Origin of the sequence: Serratia sp. BIGb0163 (assembly GCF_024809935.1) — a bacterium.
Lineage (GTDB): Bacteria > Pseudomonadota > Gammaproteobacteria > Enterobacterales > Enterobacteriaceae > Serratia > Serratia quinivorans.
The window spans coordinates 131586-154129 of the sequence record NZ_JANUDZ010000006.1 but is presented as its reverse complement, the minus strand read 5'-3'; the positions used below and the strand labels follow the sequence as shown (position 1 = coordinate 154129).

Here is a 22544-nt window from a genome sequence, read left to right as displayed (position 1 = left end):
CAGGTGCGGGGGAACTTCATCCGATAACGCCCAGAGCACGCTATGGATTACTTTACTTTATTCGGGCTGCCAGTTCGCTATCCCGTGGACGGCAGCCTGCTTGCCTCTCGCTATCAGGATCTGCAGCGCCAATTCCATCCCGATCGTTTTGCAAGTCAGCCAGAACGCGAACGCCTGATGGCGTTACAACAGGCAGCGACTATCAATGAAGCCTACCAAACGCTGAAGCACCCATTAAAACGCGCGGAGTATATGCTATCTTTGCACGGCTTTGATTTGGGTAACGAGCAGCACACTATGCGTGATACCGCGTTCCTGATGGAACAGTTGGAACTGCGCGAGGAGCTCGACGCCATTGAGCGCAAAGCAGATGCACAAACCCAGTTGGCCAGCTTTGGCGCGCGGGTGAACGAGACGGTCAAACAACGCAGCGCTCTGATGATTCAGCAACTCGATAGCCAGCAGTGGATGGATGCCGCTGACACCGTGCGTAAGCTGCGTTTTTTGGACAAACTCCAGCAACAGGTTGAACAACTCGAAGAAAAACTGCTGGGTTTTGAGTAACACATTTTTGCTTGTGGAAGCTTCAATATGGCCTTATTACAAATTAGTGAGCCCGGCCTCAGCGCTGCGCCGCACCAGCGCCGTCTGGCTGCCGGTATTGATTTAGGCACCACCAATTCTCTGGTCGCCACGGTGCGCAGCGGGCAGGCGGAAACGCTGGCCGACGCCGAGGACCGCGATTTACTGCCCTCGGTAGTGCATTACCAGGCTGACACTTTGCGTGTCGGTTGGGATGCGCGCCAACAGGCAGCGCAGGATCCTGCCAATACCATCAGCTCAGTGAAACGTATGATGGGCCGCTCATTGGCCGACGTACTGGCGCGTTACCCGAACCTGCCGTATCAGTTTCAGGCCAGCGACAACGGCTTGCCGATGATGCTGACCGCTGCCGGTGCGGTTAACCCGGTAGGGGTTTCTGCCGATATCCTCAGAGCCCTTGCCGAGCGTGCGAAAACTGCGCTGGAAGGGGATCTGGACGGCGTGGTGATCACCGTTCCTGCCTATTTTGATGATGCACAGCGCCAGGGCACCAAAGACGCTGCGCGTCTGGCCGGGCTGCACGTGCTGCGTCTGCTGAACGAACCGACGGCGGCGGCGATTGCCTATGGCCTGGATTCCGGGCAGGAAGGCATTATCGCGGTGTACGATCTGGGCGGCGGTACCTTTGATATTTCCATTCTGCGGCTGAGCCGTGGGGTGTTTGAAGTGTTGGCTACCGGCGGGGATTCCGCGCTGGGAGGCGACGACTTTGACCATCTGCTGGCTGACTGGCTGCGTGAACAGGCCGGTGTGGCTGACCGTAGCGATCACGGTGTACAGCGCCAACTGCTGGATGCGGCCATCGCGGCCAAAGTTGCACTGAGCGATGCCGACAGTACTGTCGTTGAGATTGCCGGCTGGCAGGGCGAAGTGACCCGAACACAGTTTGATGCGCTGATCGCCACTCTGGTGAAACGTACCCTGATGGCCTGCCGCCGTGCGCTGAAAGACGCGGGCGTGAGTGCCGAAGAAGTGCTGGAAGTGGTCATGGTTGGCGGATCCACCCGCGTGCCTCTGGTGCGTGAGCAGGTGGGCACGTTCTTCGGCCGCACGCCGTTAACTTCGATCGATCCGGATAAAGTCGTCGCTATTGGTGCGGCGATCCAGGCGGACATTTTAGTGGGTAACAAACCTGACAGCGACATGCTGCTGCTGGATGTAATCCCACTTTCGCTAGGCCTGGAAACCATGGGCGGTCTGGTAGAAAAAGTGATCCCGCGTAACACCACCATTCCGGTGGCGCGTGCGCAAGAGTTCACCACTTTTAAAGACGGCCAAAGCGCGATGATGATCCATGTGCTGCAGGGCGAGCGCGAATTGGTGCAGGATTGCCGCTCGCTGGCGCGCTTCTCGCTGCGTGGCTTACCGCCTCTGCCTGCCGGCGGCGCCCATATTCGCGTTACCTTCCAGGTGGATGCTGATGGCCTGTTAAGCGTCACCGCGATGGAGAAATCCACCGGCGTTGAGGCTTCAATTCAGGTTAAACCGTCGTATGGTCTGTCCGACGCCGAAATTGCCGGCATGATCAAAGATTCGATGGCCAATGCGCAGAGCGATGTCGGCGCGCGCATGCTGGCGGAACAGCGGGTTGAGGCGTCACGGGTGCTGGAAAGCCTGCAGGGCGCACTGGCCAGCGACGCCGCATTGCTGAGCGAAGCAGAAAGCACGGCGATCCCCGCGGCGGTAGAAGCTTTGCAACAGGCGACGCAGGGCACCGATCCTGCCGCTATTGAAGCCGCAATTAAAACATTAGATGCACAAACGCAAGACTTTGCCGCGCGCCGCATGGATGCTTCCATTCGCCGTGCGCTGGCTGGCCATTCTGTGGATGAGGTTTAATCATGCCTAAAATTGTTTTCCTGCCCCATCAAGATTTATGCCCGGAGGGGGCAGTACTGGAAGCCGAACAAGGGGAGTCAATCCTCAACGTTGCGCTGCGCAACGGTATCGAGATTGAGCATGCCTGTGAGAAATCCTGTGCCTGCACCACTTGTCACTGCATCGTGCGCGAAGGTTTCGACTCTCTCGAAGAGAGCACTGAACTGGAAGATGACATGCTGGACAAGGCCTGGGGTCTGGAGCCGGAAAGCCGTCTGAGCTGTCAGGCACTGGTGGCCGACGAAGATTTGGTGGTTGAAATGCCGCGTTATACCGTCAACCACGCACGTGAAGGGTAAGAGGACAGTAGAAATGGGACTGAAGTGGACCGACAGCCGTGAAATCGGCGAAGCCCTGTACGACCAATACCCGGATACCGATCCGAAAACCGTACGTTTTACCGACATGCATCAGTGGATTTGCGATCTGGAAGATTTTGACGACGATCCACAGGCTTCCAACGAAAAAATACTGGAAGCTGTTCTGCTGGTCTGGTTAGATGAAGCGGAGTAAATAGCGTAACGGGCTGCCATAGGCGGCCCGTTTATTTTGTATCCGACATACCCGTCGCCTTTCAAGCTGCAGCGTTGTTGCCTGCACTCACTCCCCCCAGTTACTTACTCAAGTAAGCGCCTGGGGATGAGCGAGCTGGCCGCCTAGCTGCAACTTGAAACTCATAGGGTATACAATAAAAATCCCCAATAGATTTTGCGTGTGGCGTGAAAATGAAGGGGAAATCCGGAGTAAGGCTATGACAACTGAATTTATGCTGGTAACGCTGTCGAACCAATCTGCTGACGCGCGCTGGGGCGAGAAAGCGCTGCTGAGCACCGGTGCAGAAGGGATGACCATCCACCTGACCGGCAAAGATAAACTGGGCAGCATTCAACGTGCGGCCCGTAAGATTGACGGCCAGGGCATCAAGAATGTCAAACTGGCCGGTGACGGCTGGGATCTGGAAAACAGCTGGGCATTCTGGCAGGGCTTCCGTGGGCCGAAAGGCAAACGCAGTGTCGAATGGGCGCCATTGCCGGAAGCGGAAAGCAAAGAGCTGGAACAGCGCCTGAAGATTGTTGACTGGGTGCGTGACACCATCAACATGTCGGCGGAAGAGTTGGGGCCGGAGCAGTTGGCTACTCGCGCGGTTGATCTGATGTGTGACATCGGTTGTGAAGCCGTCAGCTATCGTATTACCAAGGGTGAAGATCTGCGTGAGCAAAACTACGCCGGTATTCACACCGTGGGCCGTGGGTCAGATCGTTCACCGGTGCTGTTGGCACTGGATTTCAACCCGACCGGTAACCCGGAAGCGCCGGTGTTTGCCTGCCTGGTGGGCAAAGGCATCACCTTTGACACCGGTGGCTACAGCCTGAAACAAAGCGCCTTTATGGACTCCATGAAGGCGGATATGGGCGGTGCAGCCACCATTACCGGCGCACTGGCGCTGGCAGCGGCTCGCGGTCTGAAACAGCGTGTGAAACTTTACCTGTGCTGTGCCGACAACATGGTCAGCGGCAATGCTTTCAAATTGGGTGACATCATCCGTTACCGCAACGGCAAAACCGTTGAGGTGATGAATACCGATGCGGAAGGGCGTCTGGTGCTGGCCGATGGCCTGATCGATGCGTCCGCACAGAACCCTCAGTTGATCATCGACTGCGCCACTCTGACCGGTGCGGCGAAAACGGCGGTGGGTAACGACTACCATGCGCTGTTCAGCTTCGATGACGCTCTGGCGCAAGAGCTGCTGGCCAGTGCGGCGGCGGAGCAAGAGCCATTCTGGCGTCTGCCGCTGGCTGAATTCCACCGCAGCCAACTGCCGTCCAACTTTGCCGAACTGAACAACGTAGCCGGTCCGGCCTACACGGCGGGTGCTAGTACCGCGGCTGCCTTCCTGTCGCATTTTGTGACTAACTACCAGCAGGGCTGGCTGCACATTGACTGTTCCGCTACTTACCGCAAAGGTGCAGTAGATCAATGGTCCGCTGGCGCAACCGGTTTGGGGGTACGTGCCCTGGCCAACCTGCTGCTGAGCAAAGCCAAGTAATTGAATGCCCACCCCGGTGGGCGTTATACCCGTCATCTTTCAAGTTGCAGCGTTGTTACCTGCACTCGCTCACCCCAGTTACTTACTAAAGTAAGCGCCTGGGGATGAGCGAGCTGGGCGCCTAGCTGCAAAATGAAAGCTATAGGGTATAGAATGTCGTTTATCCTCGGGGCCCAGCATGCTGGGCCCCGTTATTTGATTGCTGGAGTTTGCCATGAGTTCTCACCATCACGAAGCCGCCACAGGCGAAAACGAACTTGAACGCCTGTTGAAACTGGCGGTGACGGAGCCGGCCCATCGTCCGGCATTCTTTCGTGAACTGCTTGAGGCTACGGTGTTGATCCTCGGTGACAGCGAACAGGTGCAACTCGGTGGAGACATCACGCTGAACGCCGATACGCCGGTGAATATTCAGCATTGGGAAAAGCAGGAAGGCGGCAGTATCATCCCGTTTTTCACCTCGGTGGAAGCGCTGCAAAAGGCCGTTGAGGATGAACAGCCCTTCATCGCCATGCCGGCACGGGTCTTATTCGAGATTACGCAGGGTGCGGATCTGTTCCTCAACCCGAAGGCCGAGTACGGCAAGGAGTTTTATCCTGAAGAGGTGGCAATGCTGCTGGCCACCGGCGGCGTAAGCAAACCGGCAGAACGCTATATCGACAAGGATACCCAGATCCTGTTGGGCCAACCGGAAGAATATCCGTCGGCGATGGTCGATGCCTTGACCACATTGTTCAGCCAGCGCAAGCCGGTCCGCCGCGCGTTTCTGGCGCTGATGCACGATCAGGCGGTCGACGAAAAACCCAATCTGCTGGTCGGGCTGGAAGTAGACGGCGAACAAGGCGATATCGAGGCGCTGATCAATGAAGCGGGCAGCGTGGCCAGCGAAACCGCACCTAACGACGAACCGGTGGATTTTTGCCTGGTATCGGAAAAGGAACGTGGCGTCAGCCATTACCTGATCACTCATACCCAACCCTTCTACCAGCGCCGCTGGGGCAGTTGGTTACGCAACATCATCCCTTCTACCGACAAAACCCAGTAGCCCTGTTTTTGCTGTTGTAAGTTGTATCAGGGTAAAAGAGAGCGGCCAACCTCGAAAGGCTGGCCGCGTACAACAATGGGCGCCGGAAAACCACTGCGTCGCACCAAAACAGGCGGGGCGAACCCCGCCTTCAGGTTGCCATTTAACGTTTAACGTTACAGGACAACACTGCCGCTACCTCCGTATTTCCCTGTTTAAACGTCAGCTCACAAACTGAGCCACGTATAAGCCAGATGAATACCAAGAATGTTACGCATCCTACTGTAAATCCTGGTAAAAACAGTTTTCGCGACATGTCAGCCCTCCGTTGCATTTCTGCGGTTAAGAGGCTACCATGCTGGTGTTGATGCAGTATGGTGAAGCCTCATTCTGATTAAGAGTCAGTTTGGGGCTTTCTTCTTTCTGCTTCCCACCCAGGGCCTGAAGCAGAAAGCTTCAAGCGCCCGTCAGCAGTCTAACAGAAGCTTTAATTTCAAAGCTATACCGCCAGGTCGAGGTAAATTCGTTCAACCATTTCCGCCAGATATCGTTCAACAAAAAGACCCCGTTTGGGGCCTTTCATACGTCGGTGATTGTGGTTCAGGGTTTTAACCGGGCGAGCCCCGCGATGGCCTGTTCAAGATATTGGCGAGGACAGCCGAGGTTGATGCGGATAAAGCCTTTTCCCTGCTCGCCAAAGCTGATGCCCATCGAGGCGGCAATTTTCGACTGGTGGATCAACGCCTGCTGTAGGGCGTGATCATCCAGGCCTAAGGCGCGACAATCCAGCCAGGCAAGGTAGGTTCCTTCGGCTGGGGTCATTTTGCACCAGGGTGCGGCACAGGCTAATGCCTGCTCAAACCAACGCCGGTTGTCTGCCAGATAACCTTGTAAATCATCAAGCCAGGCTTCCCCCTGTTGATAAGCTGCCGTTGCGGCAGTCATCGAGAGTGCATTAAAGACATCCAACCCATGGGCATTCAGGCGTTCGATAAACGCATTGCGGGTGCGAACATTGGGGATCAGGAAATTTGAGATCCTCAGCGACGACAAGCCAAAGCTCTTGCTGGCAGAGGTCGCCGAAATCATCTGGTCATGCCAGGCTTCATCCAGATGCAGCACCGAGGTAAAGGTTTCGCCGGGCAGCGTCAGGTCGGCCCAGATTTCATCGGAAATCACCGTCACGCCATGACGACTGCATAGCGTCATCAACTGCGTCAGTTCGCTGCGGGTCCAGCATCGCCCGGTGGGGTTATGCGGATTACACAACAGCAGTAACGGCGGTTTACGCTGCTCAAAGCAGGCTTCCAGATGCTCGAAATCAAATTGATAACCCTGCGAGCTTTCCTTCAGCGGGTTTTCGAGGACTTCTCGGCCGTTCATGGTGATGATCTTGGCGAAAGATCCATAGTATGGTCCCTGGATCACTACCGGATCGCCAGGCTGGCTGAGCAACTGGATCAGGAGCGCCAATCCGGGCACCACCCCCTCAACGGAGGTGAACCATTCGCGCTGCAAAGGCAGATTGTGCCGTCTTGAGAACCAATTGATCGCCGCCTGGTAATATGCGTCATCGCGCTCACTGTAGCCAAATACGCCGTGATCAACCCGCTGATGCAGTGCCTGCCGGACTTCCGCCGGGCACTGGAAGTCAAAATCAGAGACCCACATTGGCAAAAGGTCGGTTTCATCGAGTTGCAGATAGCGGTCGATAAAGTCCCATTTCACCGAGCCGGTGTTGTGGCGGTTAACTATCTGGTTAAAATCGGTCTGTTTCACGTCAGGCTTCCTTACGCTGTAAATCGTTTTCTGGCTGTATTCTGGCAATCCCAAATCCGGTAAACCCATAAATCAGGGCGAAGACCACGGCGGCGTAGCATTGGATGGCCCACGGCAGGAGATCCAGCGTGCTGACACCCAGGGTGGTTGCCATATAAATACCTGCGGCGGTCCACGGAATTAAAGGTTCGATGACGGTGCCGGCATCTTCTACGGTCCGCGACAGGTTTTTATTGTCTAACCCCATGCGACGGTAAGCGCCTTTGAACAGCTCGGCCGGAATGAGCAGCGCCAGCTTGCCGTCGCTGGTGGCACCGGTCACCAGAATGGTGGTCGCGACTGTCGCGGCGATCAATTGGCCGGTGGTATGAACCACTTTCAGCAAGCGATTGATGATAACGGTCAGCGCGCCGGTCAGCGTTAAGGCACCGGCAAAGGAAAACGCACAGAACACCAGCAGAATGGTGCTCATCATCGAGGACATGCCGCCGCGGTTGAGCAGGCGCGGAACATCTAGGGCGATGCCGGTAATGCTGTGTCCCTGAGCCGTAAACATTGAAAGATTAAAGCCGTCCATCAATGCATTTAGGCCCTGCTGCAGGTTAAACCCCTGGAGCAGTACGCCAATGAATATGGCCAGGGTACAGGCCGCCAGCATGACGGGGATCACCGGCCGTTTGGTCACGGCACCCCACAGCACCAACACCGGCGGCAGGATCAGCAGCAGGTTAAAGTGATACAGACCCTCCAGCGCGGTCACGATCTCGGTGACTTTTTCCGGCGTGGCTACGCTGCCGACGGCGCTGGTGTGCCCGGCAATCAGATACACCACCGCGGCTAAAACAAAGCTCGGTATTGTGGTGTACATCAGGTGCTGGATATGGCTGTAGAGATCGGTATCCGCGACGATGGCCGCGAAATTGGTGGAGTCGGACAGCGGGGAGATCTTATCGCCAAAGTAGGCGCCGGAAACCACGGCACCGGCGGCGGCGGCCAGGGGAACATCCAGTCCGGCGGCGACGCCCATCAGTGCGACACCCACGGTGCCTGCCGCGCCCCAGGAGGTGCCGGTACAAACGGAGATCACGCTGGTAATAAAGAATGCGGCGATCAGGATATATTGCGGGCTAATCAGCTTTAAGCCCCAGTACACCATGTAAGGAATGGTGCCGCTGAACATCCAGGTGCCGATCAACCCGCCGACGCAGATCAGTATCATGATCACTGGCATGGCCTTGGCCAGTTTGGCGACGATGGACTCGATAATGTCGTTCCAGCGATAACCTTGCCACCAGGCCAGTGCGGCGGCAATGGTGGCCGAAACCAGCAGCAACGGCTCGATCCGCAGCCCAAGCTGGCCGTAGCCGACGATGAGCAGCAATAGCATCGCCACAATGGGCAGCATCGCCAGTCCCAGGTTGAGTTTCTTTTTGTTATTCATTAACAACTCCGGTTAAGGATGAGGGTGTGACGCCAGCCTAATGAATTCGTTTTGATTGAGATGTGAGCCTGGGCAACTGTCCATGTAATCGGTTTCATGAGTAGGCGTTGTGTGCGTTGCCTCTCATTTTTCAGGCTTGTTTTCTTGATTTGAGGTGTTTTTCTCGAGGGGGGTGACCGAGTCACGCAGGATCAATTCAGCGGAAAACATATTATTCTGCGGTGCCACAGTGGCAGCAGAGTTCAACTGCAGCGCCAAATTAGCCGCACGTCGCGCCATTTTCTCAATCGGATAATGCATGGTGGTCAATGACGGGTGAAGATATTTTGCCAGGGTCACGTCATCAAAGCCGACAATCGAGATAGCCTCCGGCAGTTTTATCTGCCGCTGGCGAAAGGTTCGCATCATACCGGCGGCCATCACGTCATTGAACGTCAGTGCGGCGGTAAAAGGGTGATCGCTTGCCAGGATCCTTTCTGCCGCTAATTCGCCCCCTTGCTCATTGAAGGGAACGCTGATGATCCAGCTACCCGGCACCGAGATCCCGGCATCATTCATGGCACTGCGATAGCCTTCCAGGCGCTGTTTTCTGTCATCGATGGGTAAGTCCGTCGTGATACAGGCGATATTGCGGTGCCCGTGCCGAATCAGCATCTGGGTGGCGGCCTGAGAGGCGCTGACGTTGTCCAGCCAGATGCAGCGGTTGGCGATGGCAGGCAAATAGCGATTGATCACCACCATCGCCGGGGTGTGGGCGGCATAGCGTAAAACGTCGGCATCGCTCATCCGGGTCACGTGGGCCACGATGGCTTCGCAGCCCTGATTGATCAGAAAATCGAGGCCGTTCTTCTCCAGTTCGGCCTGATGGCCGCCGCTGCAGACCATTAATTTTACGCCGTCTTTGCGCGTGACATCTTCGACTCCCCGTGCCAGACGCGAGAAAAAAGGGTCGTCGAGATTACCGGTCAACAGCCCCAGCATATTGCCGCTTCTTTTCGCCAGGGCCAGCGCGGCAGCATTGCGGTGATAGTTAAACTCGCGCATGGCTTTTTCAACCCGTTCGCGGGTGACCGGCTCCACATAGGCGGTGCTGTTGATCACCCGGCTGACGGTGGCCGTCGACACGCCTGCCCGTCGGGCAACATCTTTCATTGTGGCCATATCATTTCCTGCTTCAGGCTTGGGTGGCCCCTTTCTGTTGAAGGGAAAAAATTGAGCTGGGTCTGATGCTAACAGCGCTGCTATTATTCATCCATATTCGGATCTTGCGCCGACGAGTGTCGTTGCGTAAAGGCTGCCAGGGAGTTAAACGATGAAACCATACCGTTCAGGGGCATTTGCATCAGGCAAGAAGCTTTGTCAGGGGATCGCATTGGCGGGAAGCCTGCTGCTGCTGGCCGCCTGTGATGACGGCGGGAAAAAACCAACCGCAGCGCAGGCCGATGCCCAGGCCAGTAGTGTCACGCAGGCCAAACGGCCGGATGCCGCCGCGTTGGCGGCATTGGCGAAACGCGACGCCGGTAAGCCGCTGACGCTGCTTGATGCTTCCGAACTGCAACTCGACGGCGCCAGTGCCATGGTGCTGACGTTTTCTTTGCCGCTGGATCCGAGTCAGGATTTCGCCGCGCGAGCGCATCTGGTCGACAGCGTTAGCGGTAAAATCGACGGTGCCTGGGAGCTGTCAGATAACCTGATGGAACTGCGGCTGCGTCATCTGCAGCCCAACCGCAAGCTGGTGCTGACCCTCGAGAGCGGTCTGAAAGCGGTCAACGGTGCCGAACTGGGCAAACAGCAAGAACAGACTATTACCACCCGCGACATCAAACCGAGCGTCGGCTTTGCCGGCAAAGGCTCGCTGTTGCCGACCAAGCTGGCGCAGGGGCTGCCGGTGATGGCATTAAACGTCGATAACGTTGACGTTAACTTCTTCCGGGTGAAGGCCGATGCCTTACCTGCGTTCCTGGCAAACTGGGAATATCGCAATTCGCTCTCCAGTTGGGAGTCGGAAGAACTGCTGAAAATGGCCGATCTGGTCTACAGCGGCCGCTTCGATCTCAACCCGCAACACAATACCCGCGAACGCCTGCTATTGCCGTTGAGTGGCATCGAGGCCTTACAACAGCCGGGTGTCTACCTGGCGGTGATGCAGCAGGCCGGGCATTACGGATATACCAACCCGGCGACCCTGTTCACTCTCAGTGATATCGGCGTTTCGCTGCACAGTTATCATGACCGTCTGGACGTGTTTACCCAGGCTCTGGATGGCGGCGCGGCATTGGGCGCGGTTGAACTGCGCCTGCTGGATGAAAAAGGTCAAACGCTGACCCAGGGCACCACCGATAAGCAAGGGCACGCCCAGTTGGTGAAAAGCGCCAAGGCGCGGCTGTTGCTGGCGACCCAACAGGGCCAGACCAGCATGATCGATCTGTCGACGCCGGCGCTGGATTTGGCTGAGTTCGATATTGCCGGGCCGGAAGGCTACAGCAAGCAATTCTTCGCCTTCGGCCCGCGTGATCTTTACCGCCCCGGCGAAACGCTGATTGTTAACGGGCTGCTGCGTGACGCCGACGGCAAACCGCTGCCGGCCCAGCCGGTGAAGGTGGATATCGTCAAACCGGACGATCAGGTGGCGCGCAGTTTTGTCTGGCAGCCGCAGGATGGCTTGTATCAATATCAGTACCCAATCCCTGAAGGCGGGCCGACCGGAAACTGGTCGCTACGTTTCAATCTGGGCGATAACCAGCCGCGGCTTTACAACTTCAAGGTCGAGGATTTCCTGCCGGAACGCATGGCGCTCGATATTACCGCCGAGAAAACCCCGCTGCGCCCTGACGCACAACTGGTGTTCGACGTCACCGGCCGCTATCTCTATGGTGCCCCGGCCTCGGGTAACCGTCTGCAGGGGCAGGTGTTCCTGCGGCCGCAGCGTGAGGCGGTCAGCAGCCTGCCGGGCTATGAGTTTGGTTCGGTGACGGAAGAAAGCCTGTCGCGCAATATGGATGAATTCGACCAGGCGCTGGATAACGCCGGCAAGGCGCAGGTGGCGGTGGACAGCAGTTGGGCAGAGGTAAAATCGCCGTTGAAAGCCATCTTGCAGGCCAGCCTGCTGGAGTCTGGTGGTCGCCCGGTGACGCGCCGCGCCGAACAGGCGATCTGGCCTGCCGATGCGCTGCCCGGCATTCGACCTTTGTTCAACAAACAACAGATTTATGATTATCGTAGCAACAGCTACCAGGCCCAGCCGGTGGTGGATGAAAACACCCAGGCTGGGTTTGATATTGTCTACGCCAATGCCGCTGGTGAAAAACTGGCCGTCAGCGGGCTGAAGGCTCGCCTGGTGCGTGAGCGTCGCGACTACTACTGGCAGTGGTCAGAAGGCGAAGGCTGGCAGTCGTTGTACGATAAGAAGGATCTGCCACTGGCGGAACAGTCTATCGATATCGCCGCCAACGGCAGCACCAAGGTCAGTTTCCCGGTGGAGTGGGGCGCATATCGTATTGAGGTCGTGGATCCGCAGAGCAATCTGATCAGCAGCCTGCGTTTCTGGGCCGGTTACAGCTGGCAGGACAACACTAATGGTAGTGGGGCTGTACGTCCGGACCAGGTGAAGCTGAAACTCGACAAACCGGCCTACCAACCGGGCGAGAAAGTGAAGCTGCATATCGAAGCGCCGGCCGCCGGCAAGGGCTACCTGCTGGTGGAATCCAGCGATGGTCCGCTGTGGTGGCAGGAACTGGATGTGCCGGCCAAGGGCGTTGATGTTGAAGTGCCTATCAATAAGGAGTGGAAACGCCACGATCTGTACCTCAGCGCATTGGTGATCCGCCCGGGTGACAAACAACAGCAGTCGACGCCGAAACGGGCGGTGGGGCTGTTGCATCTGCCGCTGGTGGATGAAGGACGCAAACTGGCACTGCAGCTGGACGCGCCGCAGCGTATGCGGCCGAACCAAATGCTGACGGTGAAGGTGAAGGCCGCCCACAGCAGCGGTAAACCGCCACAGCAAATCAACGTGCTGCTTTCCGCGGTGGACAGCGGCATCCTCAACATTACCAATTACGCGACGCCGGATCCGTATCAGGCCTTCTTTGGCCGTAAGCGCTACAGCGCCGATCAGTACGATGTTTATGGTCAACTGATTGAAGGCAAAGGGCGTTTGGCAAACCTGCGCTACGGCGGCGACGGTGATGACGAAGATGCGTTGTCGCGCGGCGGTAAAAAGCCGATCACCGCGGTTACCATTGTTGCCCAGCAGGCGCAGCCGGTTAAGCTGGATGCCAACGGCGAAGGCGAAATTCAGATTGCCATTCCTGACTTCAACGGTGAATTACGACTGATGGCGCAGGCGTGGAGCGATGAAGACTTCGGCAAGGCGGAAGGCAAGACCGTGGTTGCCGCACCGGTGGTGGCAGAGCTGGCGACGCCACGCTTCCTGGCCGGGGGCGACAGCACCCAATTGGCGCTGGATGTCAGCAACCTGTCGGGCCAGCCGCAGACATTAACCGTGAAACTGGCTTCCAGCGGGTTGGTGGCGCTGCAGGGGGCTGCCGAACAACAAGTCAGCCTGGCCAACGGTGAACGCACCACGCTGCAGATACCGGTGCAGGCGCTGGCGGGCTTTGGTCAGGGCGAGGTCGCGCTGACCCTCAGCGGTCTGGTGCTGCCGGGGGAAACGCTCAAGGACTATCAGCACAGTTGGAAGATTGGCGTAAGGCCTGCTTATCCAGCGCAAACCCGCCAGTTCGCCAGCGTGATCCACGCCGGTGAAAGCTGGAGTCTGCCGGCAGATGCCGCCGCCGGGCTGGTTCAGGCGACGACCGAAGGGCAACTGCTGTTGACCAGCCGTCCGCCAATCAACCTGGCGCGTTACATCAGCGAACTGTACGCCTATCCCTACGGCTGCCTGGAGCAGACGACCAGTGGGCTTTATCCGTCGCTGTATACCAACCGGGCGCAGCTCAGTGCGCTCGGGATTAAATCCGGCAGCGATGAAAGCCGCCGCAACAGTATCGACGTTGGCATCGAGCATCTGCTCAGCATGCAGCGCTATAACGGCGGTTTTGGTCTGTGGAGTCGCGACAGCCAGGAAGAGTTCTGGCTGACGGCCTACGCTACCGACTTCCTGTTCCGTGCCAGTGAACAGAACTACAGCGTCCCGACCGATGCGCTGACGGCGGCCAACAACCGGCTGCAGCGCTATTTGCAGGACCGTAGTCAGATTGACGTTGCTTCCACCCAGTACCCGGACCACACCCGTTTTGCGGTGCAGGCTTATGCCGGCTTGGTATTGGCGCGTCAGCAACAGGCACCGCTCGGGGCATTGCGACAGCTGTTTGAGCGCCGTGCCGATGCTCGTTCGGGCCTGCCGCTGGTGCAACTTGGCGTGGCGCTGAAGCTGATGGGCGATATGCCGCGTGCCAATCAGGCTATTGAACAAGGGCTGGCAACGCAGCGCAATGCCAAGGATTACTGGTTGGAAGATTACGGCAGTCCGCTGCGTGATGACGCGATGATCCTGGCGCTGCTGACCGAAAATAACCTGCTGCCGGCCGAGCGTGACCAGCGTTTGCTGACGCTGTCTGAGCGTCTCAACGGCGAACGTTATCTGTCTACGCAGGAGAGCAATGCCCTGTTCCTGGCGGCGCGCAATCTGATTGGCAGTGCTGAAACGCCATGGCAGGCACAAACGGCGCAGGGCAAAACCCTGTCCGGCAACCAGGCGCTGACGCAAAATCTGTCCGCTGAGCAGTTGGCGAGCGGTTTGCAGCTCACCAATACCGGCAGCGGTACACTGTACAGCCGGGTCGATTTGGTCGGTTATCCGCAGCAGGCGCCGCAGCCGCAGAGCAACGTGTTGAATATCCGCCGCGAATTCCTGGGGCTGGACGGCAAATCCGTGGATCTGACCCAACTGAAAAGCGGTCAGCTGATCCTGGTGCACCTGGACGTCTGGGCCGATAATCAGGTGCCGGACGCGCTGGTGGTGGATCTGCTGCCGGCCGGGCTGGAGCTGGAGAACCAAAATCTGGGGGACAGCAGCGCCAGCCTGGGCGAAAGCGCCAGTAGCGTGACCGAACTGCTGCAGGACATGCAGCAGGCCGATATCAAACATCAGGAGTTCCGTGACGATCGCTATGTGGCGGCGGTGAATATCGACGGCTACCGTCATACCACGCTGCTGTATCTGGCTCGGGCCGTGACGCCGGGCACATATCTGGTTCCGGCACCGCAGGTTGAGTCGATGTATGTGCCTGCCTGGCGTGCGCTGGGCGCGACACCACAGCGGCTTGAAATTGCCAAATGATCCTTTTTGCCCCGCCCGGTGATTTAGCCGGTGGCGGGGCAAAGGGGTGATACCTTCCTGATGAATCGATTTCTTACTCATTTACGTCGCCGGGCAGCCATCTGGCTGCTGGCTATTTTGCTGCCGCCCGTTTTGCTGTGGTTGGCGGACCGGCTGTGGCCGTTGCCGCTGAAAGATGCCGAGATGGCACGAGTGGTGGTGGCGGAAGACGGTACCCCGCTGTGGCGCTATGCGGACAGTGACGGCGTATGGCGCTATCCGGTCAGTCTGCAGCAGGTCTCGCCCTATTATTTGCAGGCGCTGCTGACCTATGAAGACCGTTGGTTTTATCGGCATCCCGGCATCAATCCATTGTCGCTGGCCCGCGCCGCCTGGCAAGACCTGCGTAACGGGCAGATTGTTTCCGGCGGCAGCACGCTGTCGATGCAGGTCGCGCGCCTGATTGATCCCCATCCACGCACTCTGGCCGGCAAGTTACGCCAGGTGTGGCGTACCGCCCAGTTGGAATGGCATCTGTCGAAGGATCAAATCCTTGAAATCTACCTTAACCGGGCGCCGTACGGCGGCACGCTACAGGGGATTGGCGCGGCCAGCTGGACTTATTTGGGCAAACCGCCTTCGGCGCTGACGCGTGGTGAGGCGGCGTTGCTGGCAGTGTTGCCGCAGGCTCCCAGCCGTTTGCGGCCGGACCGCTACCCGGAACGGGCGCAGGCTGCGCGTGACAAGGTGCTGGAACGCCTGGCGTATTATCAGGTTTGGCCAGCGCAGCAGGTGGCCGAAATCCGGCAGGAAGCGTTGTGGCTGGCCCCGCGCCAGGTACCGCAGTTGGCCCCGTTACTGGCAAGGCGCATGACACAGGGTAATCGTAGCCAGGTGGTGACCACCACGCTGGACGCTACCTTGCAACGGCGGCTGGAAGAACTGGCTCGCGGCTGGAAGAGTCAACTGCCGGAAAAAACCTCGGTTGGCGTATTGGTGGTTGATCACACCAATATGAAAGTACGTGCCTACCTGGGCTCGCTGGATTTGAACGATAACAGCCGTTTTGGCCATGTCGACATGGTGGCTGCCTGGCGCTCGCCGGGCTCGACGCTAAAACCCTTTTTGTATGGTTTGGCGCTGGACGACGGCCTGATCCACGCCGAATCGCTGTTGCAGGACGTACCGCGCCGTTTTGGGGATTATCGGCCCGGTAATTTTGATACCGGTTTCCACGGCCCGGTCAGCGCCAGTGAAGCGTTGTCGCGTTCACTCAACCTGCCGGCGGTCCAGTTGCTGGAAGCCTACGGGCCGAAGCGCTTTGCCGCCAATCTCCGTAACGTGGGGGTTGAACTGCGGCTGCCGGCACACGCCGAACCCAGCCTGGCGCTGATCTTGGGCGGGGCCGGTGCCCGTTTGGATCAGTTGGTGGCCGGATTCAGCGCGCTGGCTCGTCAGGGCCGGGTGGCACCGCTGCGTTTTACGCCTCAGCAAGGGATTTACGATCGCCAGTTCATGTCTCCGGGCGCCGCCTGGATTGTACGGCGAATATTGGCGGGAGAGGCTCGTCCATTGCCGGATGATGCATTGCCTGCCAGTGTGCCACTGGCGTGGAAGACCGGCACCAGTTATGGCTACCGCGACGCCTGGGCCATCGGCGTTAATGCGCGCTATACGATAGGCATTTGGGTGGGGCGACCGGACGGTACTCCGGTGGCCGGGCAGTTCGGTTTTGCTACCGCGGTGCCGCTGCTTAATCAGGTCAATAACCTGTTGCTGACCTCTTTACGCCAGCGTGGGGAAGGCATTCCGGCCGATCCGCGCCCCGCCAGCGTCAGCCGTGCGGTGATCTGCTGGCCGGGCGGCCAGCCACTGCCCGCGGGTGACAGCAATTGCCGCCAACGACGTCTGAGCTGGATTCTCGACGGGACTATTCCGCCCACGCTTCCCGCACCGGGTCAGGAAAGCCTGCTGGGCAGCCAGCCGCTGATGTGGTTGAACGCGCGTGGCTTGCGAGTGGCGGCGGATTGCCCCGGGGCGACACCGCGTCGGCTGGCCCTGTGGCCTACGCCGCTGGAGCCCTGGTTGCCTCCGGCGGAGCGTCGTGCGCAGCGCTTGCCGGCTATTGATCCGCAGTGTCCGCCGTTGCAGCAGCAAGAAGCACCGCCGCTGTTGATGCTGGGCGTGCGTGACGGCGCGATACTGCGCCGCCTGCCGGGCAATAATACGCTGGACTTGCGGGTCAGCGCCCAGGGCGGCGGCGGACAGCGCTGGTGGTTCCTCAACGGCCAGTTGGTGGGGGAAGGGGAGTCGCTGCTACAGACGCTGACCCAACCTGGTCGCTATCAGCTCAGCGTGCTGGATGAGAGCGGTCAGATGGCATTGCGCGAATTTAACCTCGATTAAGGTAAGTTTTCATAACCTGTGCTCTGGGCCGCAAAGTGAAGAATAAAGATAATGATTTTTTAATGAAATGTTGATTTTCCCGTAGGCAAGCGTTGGCAGCACACATATAATCTGCGCCACTTGAGAAGGCCGGCCCCCTGTTTGCAGACCGGCCTGTTTTGGAAGTTATACAGAGGCCATCATGACCGTAGAACGTACCTTTTCCATCATTAAACCAAACGCTGTAGCTAACAACGACATCGGCGCAATCTATGCTCGCTTTGAGCGTGCCGGTTTCAAAATCATCGCATCCAAAATGCTGCGTCTGACTCGCGAACAAGCCGAAGGCTTCTACGCTGAGCACAAAGGCCGCCCATTCTTCGATGGCCTGGTTGAGTTCATGACCTCTGGCCCGATCGTGGTTCAGGTTCTGGAAGCAGAAAACGCAGTACAGCGTAACCGTGACATCATGGGCGCAACCAACCCGGACAACGCACTGGCCGGCACCCTGCGTGCTGACTACGCGGACAGCTTCACTGCCAACGCCGTACACGGTTCTGACGCAGTAGAATCTGCACAGCGCGAAATCGCGTATTTCTTTAATGAGAGCGAAATCTGCTCACGTTAATTTGCTCGTTGCCTTTCAAGCTGTAGGGGGCGATATATTCGCCCCGATTGGCTCAGGCGCAGCATGCAGCGCCGCTACTCGAATTTTTCATTCATCGGCTGAAACAATAAAAATGCCCTGAATGTCTTTCAGACGTGGAAAGCTGCTACTAAAATTTGTACAATGCCGCGCCCCTGATGAGGCTTCTTGTCAGGGGCGCGCTTTTAGCGCCGTCACCGCAATTTATGCGGGTTGAACGACGCACTTACTTTCCACTCTTTCGCGCCGTAACGTGTAACAACGAGGCCAGAGATCAATTATGTTAGAACCCATCACGTCCGAGCACATCGTGTCTGAAAATAATTCGCTGACTACTCAATCCGTTAACGCGGAACAACCGGCTGTGGCCAAAATTAACCTGCTGGATTTGAACCGTCAGCAACTGCGTGAGTTTTTCGCCAAAATGGGCGAGAAACCCTTCCGTGCCGATCAGGTCATGAAGTGGATGTACCACTATTGCTGCGATGACTTTGAGCAGATGACCGACATTAACAAGGTCCTGCGCAATAAATTGCAGAGCGTCGCCGAGATCCGTGCGCCAGAAGTGGCGGAAGAACAACGCTCAGCCGATGGCACCATCAAATGGGCGATCAAAGTGGGCGATCAGCAGGTCGAAACCGTGTATATCCCGGACGGCGACCGTGCGACCCTGTGTGTCTCTTCCCAGGTGGGTTGTGCACTGGAATGCAAATTCTGTTCGACCGCGCAGCAAGGCTTTAACCGCAACCTGCGCGTGTCGGAAATCATTGGTCAGGTTTGGCGTGCGGCGAAAATTATCGGTGCGCTGAAAGTGACCGGCGAACGTCCGATCACCAACGTGGTGATGATGGGCATGGGTGAGCCGTTGCTCAACCTGAACAACGTGGTACCGGCGATGGAAATCATGCTGGACGACTTCGGTTTTGGCCTGTCCAAGCGTCGTGTGACCCTGTCTACTTCCGGCGTGGTGCCGGCACTGGACAAGTTGGGCGATATGATCGACGTTGCACTGGCAATCTCGCTGCATGCGCCGAACGACAAGATCCGCGACGACATCGTGCCGATCAACCGTAAATACAATATCGAGACCTTCCTGGCGGCGGTACGTCGCTACCTGGCAAAATCCAATGCCAACCAGGGGCGGGTAACGGTTGAATACGTGATGCTGGACCACATCAACGACAGCACTGACGACGCGCACCAGCTGGCAGAAGTCCTGAAGGACACGCCATGCAAGATCAACCTGATCCCATGGAACCCGTTCCCGGGGGCACCTTACGGCCGAAGCTCCAACAGCCGGGTGGATCGTTTTTCCAAAGTGTTGATGGAATACGGCTTTACGACTATTGTTCGTAAAACCCGTGGTGATGATATCGATGCCGCCTGCGGGCAACTGGCGGGTGAAGTGATCGACCGTACCAAGCGTACCCTGAAAAAGAAAATGGCCGGGGAACCTATCTCTGTACGTGCGGTCTGAATCCTATAGCATGATTTTTTTGTTATCTTACAGTCTGTTATGTGAATGGACGTCAAGGTGACATCAGACAAGGAAATGAATGCAGGCATGAAGCTGACTCTGTGGGGAACGTTGCTGGCGGCTGGTTTACTGGCCGGCTGTTCCGGTTCAACGCCGGAAGAAAAAGACGCGCAGTCACAAGCGGGCCAGACGCGTTTGCAGCTGGGTCTGGAATATCTCAAGCAGGGCGATTTACCCGCCGCGCGACAGAATCTGGAGAAAGCGGCAGACGCTGCCCCACAGGATTACCGTACCCAATTGGGCATGGCGCTTTATGAGCAGCGGATGGGCGAAAATAGCGCGGCCGAACAGCGTTATCAGCAAGCGCTCAAACTTGCGCCGAACAATGGCACCGTGCTGAATAATTACGGTGCGTTTCTTTGCAGTTTAGGGCAGTATGTACCGGCACAACAGCAGTTTAGCGCTGCGGCAGTAGCACCGGATTACGGTCAGGTTGCCGACAGCCTGGAAAACGCAGGTTACTGTTTTCTCAAGGCCGGACAGAACGATGAAGCACGTACCTTGTTAACGCGTGCCATGAAGATCGATCCGGACAAAGGCACTCCACTGTTGGTGGAGGCAGAAAAGCAATTTGGAGAAGGGAAGCGCGCACAGTCGCAACTTTTACTCGATAGTTATCAGCATGTTCTGCCGGCTAGCGCCGACAGCTTATGGTTACAGATTCGTTTCGCCGCGTTAGCCGGGCGCCAGGATAGCGTGCAACGCTATGGCAAGCAGTTATCGCGAAGTTTTCCACAATCCAAACAGTACCAGCAGTTCTTAGCTAATGAATACTGAAGCCTCCCAAGATAAAACTGTATCAATGACGACAGGCGAACGTCTGCGTCAGGCCCGTGAACAACTCGGGTTGAGTCAACAGGCCGTTGCAGAACGCCTGTGCCTCAAAATGTCTACCGTGCGCGATATCGAAGAAGACAATCTGTCCGCAGATTTGGCTTCAACCTTCGTGCGGGGTTATATCCGTTCCTACGCCAAGCTGGTGCGTTTGCCAGAGGATGAACTGCTGCCGATGCTGGCCAAGCAGGCTCCGTTGAAGGTTGCGAAAGTTGCACCAATGCAGAGTTTCTCATTGGGCAAGCGCCGCAAAAAACGCGATGGCTGGCTGATGAGCTTCACCTGGCTGATCGTTTTCGTGGTGGTTGGCCTGACCGGCGCCTGGTGGTGGCAAAACCACAAGGCCCAGCAGGAAGAGATCGTCACCATGGCCGATCAATCCTCTGCGCAGCTTTCACAAAACAATGAAGGCCAGTCAGTGCCGTTGACCGACAGCAATGCCGACAACAGCGCGCCTCTGGCTGACAATGGTTCCACGCCGGTAGATACCGGCGTTGCTCCACAGCAGTCTCAGACTCCGGCCGTTAGCGGCAGTGCAACCGCGCAGCAGCCTGCGGTGGTTTCACCAAGCCAGACAACGCTGCCTGAAACAACGCCTGCGGCTCCAACTGCGCCGTTACCAACTGCCGACGCGGGCGTGACTGCCCCGGCTGTTGATCCTAACGCGCTGGTTATGGAGTTCTCCGCCGATTGTTGGTTGCAGGTGAGTGATGCCAACGGTAAAACGTTGTACAGCGGCAGCCAGAAAAGCGGCGGCAAGCTGAGCCTGGCGGGTACCGCGCCGTACAAACTGACCATTGGCGCCCCGGCTGCAGTACAGATTCAATATCAAGGTAAGCCGGTTGATTTAAGCCGGTTTGTTAAGTCAAACCGTGTTGCTCGTCTGACCGTTGCCGCGCAGTAATTGCGCGGCCATTGTCGTTAAGTCAGGGCAACAATGGAGAGTAAGTAATGCATAACCAATCGCCCATCATCCGTCGAAAATCAACGCGAATTTACGTCGGCAATGTGCCTATTGGTGATGGTGCGCCGATTGCCGTGCAGTCGATGACTAACACCCGTACCACTGATGTTGAAGCAACGGTTAATCAGATCAAAGCGCTGGAGCGCGTGGGCGTTGATATCGTCCGCGTTTCAGTCCCCACCATGGATGCCGCCGAGGCGTTCAAACTGATCAAGCAGCAGGTTAACGTGCCGCTGGTCGCCGATATCCACTTCGATTACCGTATCGCGCTGCAGGTTGCCGAGTATGGCGTAGACTGCCTGCGTATCAATCCGGGCAATATCGGTAACGAATCGCGTATCCGTTCAGTCGTAGACTGCGCGCGCGATAAAAACATCCCAATCCGTATCGGGGTGAATGGTGGTTCGCTGGAAAAAGACATCCAGGAAAAATACGGCGAACCTACGCCGGAAGCGCTACTCGAATCCGCCATGCGCCACGTTGATATCCTTGATCGTCTCAACTTCGACCAGTTCAAAGTCAGCGTCAAGGCATCCGATGTGTTCCTGGCGGTGCAATCCTATCGTCTGTTGGCTGCGCGTATCGATCAGCCGTTGCATCTGGGCATCACCGAAGCCGGTGGCGCACGCAGTGGCTCAGTGAAGTCGGCGATTGGTTTGGGGCTGCTGCTGTCGGAAGGCATTGGCGATACTCTGCGCATCTCATTGGCAGCCGATCCGGTGGAAGAAGTTAAGGTCGGTTTCGACATTCTGAAATCGCTGCGCATCCGCGCACGCGGCATTAACTTTATCGCGTGCCCGACATGTTCACGTCAGGAATTTGACGTTATCGGAACGGTCAACGCGTTGGAACAGCGTCTGGAAGACATCATCACGCCGATGGACATTTCGATTATCGGCTGTGTGGTCAATGGCCCGGGCGAAGCGTTGGTTTCCACGCTCGGCGTTACCGGTGGCCATAAAAAGAGCGGTTTTTACGAAGACGGTGTGCGCCAGAAAGAACGTTTCGACAACGAGCAGATGATTGACCAGCTGGAAGCCAAAATTCGCGCCAAGGCGTCGATGATGGATGAAAGCAATCGCATCGCGGTCAACCTGCTGGAAAAATAAGCATTACACCGATA

The 22544-nt window shown here is 57.4% G+C and carries 17 protein-coding genes; 13 read left to right on the top strand and 4 right to left on the bottom strand.

Going from position 1 to position 22544, the window contains the following annotated elements:
• The first annotated feature begins 42 nt into the window (after positions 1-42).
• From hscB to sseB, 6 genes are all read left to right on the top strand, one after another.
• Entirely contained in the window at positions 43-564 is a 522-nt protein-coding gene (gene hscB / locus M2406_RS19615) for a co-chaperone HscB (protein WP_012146331.1), read from the top strand.
• 27 nt (positions 565-591) lie between these two features.
• Positions 592-2442, top strand: coding sequence for a Fe-S protein assembly chaperone HscA (hscA, locus tag M2406_RS19610; protein WP_259191069.1), 1851 nt, complete (start codon positions 592-594; stop codon positions 2440-2442).
• Positions 2443-2444: 2 nt separating this feature from the next.
• Positions 2445-2780 (top strand): ISC system 2Fe-2S type ferredoxin, encoded by a 336-nt coding sequence (fdx, locus tag M2406_RS19605; protein WP_017893695.1) that lies wholly within the window; start codon positions 2445-2447, stop codon positions 2778-2780.
• Between the two features lie 13 nt (positions 2781-2793).
• A complete protein-coding gene (gene iscX, locus M2406_RS19600; RefSeq protein WP_012146329.1) occupies positions 2794-2994 on the top strand; it encodes a Fe-S cluster assembly protein IscX in 201 nt (66 codons plus the stop codon).
• A gap of 238 nt (positions 2995-3232) precedes the next feature.
• The gene (gene pepB, locus M2406_RS19595) at positions 3233-4528 is read left to right on the top strand and encodes an aminopeptidase PepB (protein ID WP_165366708.1); all 1296 of its coding nucleotides are present in this window, start codon (positions 3233-3235) and stop codon (positions 4526-4528) included.
• Between the two features lie 214 nt (positions 4529-4742).
• Positions 4743-5573, top strand: a complete 831-nt coding sequence (gene sseB, locus M2406_RS19590) for an enhanced serine sensitivity protein SseB (RefSeq protein WP_135345070.1) — start codon at positions 4743-4745, stop codon at positions 5571-5573.
• Between the two features lie 142 nt (positions 5574-5715).
• On the opposite strand, the gene M2406_RS19585 is transcribed toward sseB, so the two are convergent.
• The 4 genes from M2406_RS19585 to M2406_RS19570 form a co-directional block, all read right to left on the bottom strand.
• A complete protein-coding gene (locus M2406_RS19585; protein ID WP_112363250.1) occupies positions 5716-5868 on the bottom strand; it encodes a Hok/Gef family protein in 153 nt (50 codons plus the stop codon).
• Between the two features lie 284 nt (positions 5869-6152).
• On the bottom strand, positions 6153-7331 hold the full coding sequence (locus tag M2406_RS19580; protein ID WP_259191068.1) for a MalY/PatB family protein: 1179 nt from the start codon (positions 7329-7331) through the stop codon (positions 6153-6155).
• A 1-nt stretch (position 7332) separates the two neighbouring features.
• Entirely contained in the window at positions 7333-8772 is a 1440-nt protein-coding gene (gene nhaC / locus M2406_RS19575) for a Na+/H+ antiporter NhaC (protein WP_112363248.1), read from the bottom strand.
• Positions 8773-8895: 123 nt separating this feature from the next.
• Positions 8896-9933, bottom strand: a complete 1038-nt coding sequence (locus M2406_RS19570; protein ID WP_017893690.1) for a LacI family DNA-binding transcriptional regulator — start codon at positions 9931-9933, stop codon at positions 8896-8898.
• Between the two features lie 151 nt (positions 9934-10084).
• On the opposite strand from M2406_RS19570, the gene M2406_RS19565 reads away from it, so the two are divergent.
• The 7 genes from M2406_RS19565 (at position 10085) to ispG (ending at position 22530) form a co-directional block, all read left to right on the top strand.
• On the top strand, positions 10085-15076 hold the full coding sequence (locus tag M2406_RS19565) for an alpha-2-macroglobulin (RefSeq protein WP_259191067.1): 4992 nt from the start codon (positions 10085-10087) through the stop codon (positions 15074-15076).
• 60 nt (positions 15077-15136) lie between these two features.
• Entirely contained in the window at positions 15137-17461 is a 2325-nt protein-coding gene (pbpC, locus tag M2406_RS19560; RefSeq protein WP_259191066.1) for a peptidoglycan glycosyltransferase PbpC, read from the top strand.
• A 181-nt stretch (positions 17462-17642) separates the two neighbouring features.
• Positions 17643-18068, top strand: coding sequence for a nucleoside-diphosphate kinase (gene ndk, locus M2406_RS19555; protein ID WP_012146321.1), 426 nt, complete (start codon positions 17643-17645; stop codon positions 18066-18068).
• A 298-nt stretch (positions 18069-18366) separates the two neighbouring features.
• Positions 18367-19563: a bifunctional tRNA (adenosine(37)-C2)-methyltransferase TrmG/ribosomal RNA large subunit methyltransferase RlmN gene (locus M2406_RS19550; protein WP_012146320.1), complete on the top strand. Its 1197-nt coding sequence runs from the start codon at positions 18367-18369 to the stop codon at positions 19561-19563.
• Positions 19564-19650: 87 nt separating this feature from the next.
• Positions 19651-20400, top strand: coding sequence for a type IV pilus biogenesis/stability protein PilW (gene pilW, locus M2406_RS19545; RefSeq protein WP_017893687.1), 750 nt, complete (start codon positions 19651-19653; stop codon positions 20398-20400).
• Complete coding sequence (gene rodZ, locus M2406_RS19540; RefSeq protein ID WP_012146318.1) at positions 20390-21361, top strand: cytoskeleton protein RodZ; 972 nt, start codon at positions 20390-20392, stop codon at positions 21359-21361. Before pilW ends, rodZ begins: the two co-directional genes overlap by 11 nt.
• A 47-nt stretch (positions 21362-21408) precedes the next feature.
• Positions 21409-22530 carry a flavodoxin-dependent (E)-4-hydroxy-3-methylbut-2-enyl-diphosphate synthase gene (ispG, locus tag M2406_RS19535; RefSeq protein WP_012146317.1) on the top strand — a complete coding sequence of 374 codons (1122 nt, stop codon included), beginning with the start codon at positions 21409-21411 and terminating at the stop codon, positions 22528-22530.
• Positions 22531-22544 lie beyond the last annotated feature (14 nt).

Bases quoted from the DNA above. Each gene is read 5' to 3' on its own strand.
- hscB (WP_012146331.1), top strand. From the start codon at position 43: ATGGATTACTTTACTTTATTCGGGCTGCCAGTTCGCTATCCCGTGGAC.
- hscA (WP_259191069.1), top strand. From the start codon at position 592: ATGGCCTTATTACAAATTAGTGAGCCCGGCCTCAGCGCTGCGCCGCAC.
- fdx (WP_017893695.1), top strand. From the start codon at position 2,445: ATGCCTAAAATTGTTTTCCTGCCCCATCAAGATTTATGCCCGGAGGGG.
- iscX (WP_012146329.1), top strand. From the start codon at position 2,794: ATGGGACTGAAGTGGACCGACAGCCGTGAAATCGGCGAAGCCCTGTAC.
- pepB (WP_165366708.1), top strand. From the start codon at position 3,233: ATGACAACTGAATTTATGCTGGTAACGCTGTCGAACCAATCTGCTGAC.
- sseB (WP_135345070.1), top strand. From the start codon at position 4,743: ATGAGTTCTCACCATCACGAAGCCGCCACAGGCGAAAACGAACTTGAA.
- M2406_RS19585 (WP_112363250.1), bottom strand. From the start codon at position 5,868: ATGTCGCGAAAACTGTTTTTACCAGGATTTACAGTAGGATGCGTAACA.
- nhaC (WP_112363248.1), bottom strand. From the start codon at position 8,772: ATGAATAACAAAAAGAAACTCAACCTGGGACTGGCGATGCTGCCCATT.
- M2406_RS19570 (WP_017893690.1), bottom strand. From the start codon at position 9,933: ATGGCCACAATGAAAGATGTTGCCCGACGGGCAGGCGTGTCGACGGCC.
- M2406_RS19565 (WP_259191067.1), top strand. From the start codon at position 10,085: ATGAAACCATACCGTTCAGGGGCATTTGCATCAGGCAAGAAGCTTTGT.
- pbpC (WP_259191066.1), top strand. From the start codon at position 15,137: ATGAATCGATTTCTTACTCATTTACGTCGCCGGGCAGCCATCTGGCTG.
- ndk (WP_012146321.1), top strand. From the start codon at position 17,643: ATGACCGTAGAACGTACCTTTTCCATCATTAAACCAAACGCTGTAGCT.
- M2406_RS19550 (WP_012146320.1), top strand. From the start codon at position 18,367: ATGTTAGAACCCATCACGTCCGAGCACATCGTGTCTGAAAATAATTCG.
- pilW (WP_017893687.1), top strand. From the start codon at position 19,651: ATGAAGCTGACTCTGTGGGGAACGTTGCTGGCGGCTGGTTTACTGGCC.
- rodZ (WP_012146318.1), top strand. From the start codon at position 20,390: ATGAATACTGAAGCCTCCCAAGATAAAACTGTATCAATGACGACAGGC.
- ispG (WP_012146317.1), top strand. From the start codon at position 21,409: ATGCATAACCAATCGCCCATCATCCGTCGAAAATCAACGCGAATTTAC.